This window comes from Palleronia caenipelagi, assembly GCF_007004065.1.
GTDB lineage: Bacteria > Pseudomonadota > Alphaproteobacteria > Rhodobacterales > Rhodobacteraceae > Palleronia > Palleronia caenipelagi.
Window position 1 is genome coordinate 1 of record NZ_VFSV01000137.1, and the last position, 1,095, is coordinate 1,095.

Consider the following 1,095-nt stretch of genomic DNA (forward strand, 5'->3'; position numbering starts at 1 on the left):
CGGGTCTGACGCCAACGGGTCTCGAACGGATCTGCGGACCATTTCACCCCGATCGGAGCGGACTTGCCCTTCAGCTCGAAGCGGCCCTCAGACCCCCATTCCTGGCCGATCGCGACACCGGGAAGGAGGACCAGCAGAAGGACGGTGACGGCCCTCAGGGGGGGTCTGAGGGGCCGCAGGCGCCTCATTCCCTCGGGCTGCTCCGCAGTCCCGTGGACAGAGGCGGGGGGATGAGAGGCACCATCGGTCCTGTGGACCTCATGGTTTTTCCACACATAACGCAGCAAGCTGCCGTCAAGACATTTCAAAGTGCGGCGCACAAGTGATTGTCCGAACGGCCTTTTTTGCACAAAACCCACTGCATTCTTACAAGCGATACGACCTCGTCAGCCCTTTCCTAGGAAAAATGGACCTTGTTGCACGAAACCATCTGACTGCGTAGCTGGCCGATAGATGTAGCGACGGGACAACGGGATGCCTTTCAAGCACAACGCATCACGACGGGACAAGTTTGCGAAGGCAAAGTACCGGGTCACGAACTGGGCCGACTATAACGAGAGCCTCCGCCGGCGCGGTGATGTGACGATCTGGCTCAGCGAGGATGCGATGGCCGGCTGGAGCTCACCGCCCTCTGGAATGCGCGGTGCGCAGCGGCGGTATTCGGACATGGCGATTGAAATCTGCCTGACCTTGCGCGTCGTGTTCGGACTGGCGCTTCGTCAAACGCAAGGGTTTGTCCGGAGCCTGCTGCGGCTCATGCGGATTGACCTGCCCGTGCCGGATTTCTCCACGCTCTGCCGCCGCGCGCCGTCCTTGAAGATAGCGCCGGGCCGGAAACCCACAGGTGGTCCGATCACGCTCATCGTGGATAATGAGCCATGTCGCGCCATCGGTTCGAGCGACCATGGCGAATGGGCTTCGCATCCATGGCGGTCGGGACTGGATGAGTGAGAAGCACGGGCTGCCGAAGTCCCGCAAAACCTGGCGCAAACTGCATATCGGCCTCGACCCGGGGAGCGGTCACATCGTCACCTCAAACCTGACCACTGAGCATGTCGGCGATCCCGGCGCGCTGCCCGAGCTGCTGGCTCAGGT

2 protein-coding genes and 1 pseudogene are annotated in these 1,095 nt (G+C 61.7%); 2 read left to right on the plus strand and 1 reads right to left on the minus strand.

Translation table 11 applies throughout. The features are described 5' to 3' along the window. Positions 1-188, minus strand: a 188-nt coding sequence (locus tag FEV53_RS21375) for a hypothetical protein (protein WP_221931688.1), incomplete at its 3' end; no start/stop codon positions are given. A 286-nt stretch (positions 189-474) separates the two neighbouring features. Here FEV53_RS21375 and FEV53_RS20280 point away from each other — a divergent pair. After that, positions 475-951 carry a transposase gene (locus tag FEV53_RS20280; RefSeq protein WP_142836410.1) on the plus strand — a complete coding sequence of 159 codons (477 nt, stop codon included), beginning with the start codon at positions 475-477 and terminating at the stop codon, positions 949-951. Continuing rightward, positions 944-1,095: pseudogene (locus tag FEV53_RS22315) on the plus strand (IS5 family transposase); the annotation flags it as partial. The gene FEV53_RS20280 and the pseudogene FEV53_RS22315, both read left to right, overlap by 8 nt.

What these genes read in the sequence shown, in the direction of transcription:
- FEV53_RS20280 (WP_142836410.1), top strand. Translation starts at nt 475, where the DNA reads ATGCCTTTCAAGCACAACGCATCACGACGGGACAAGTTTGCGAAGGCA.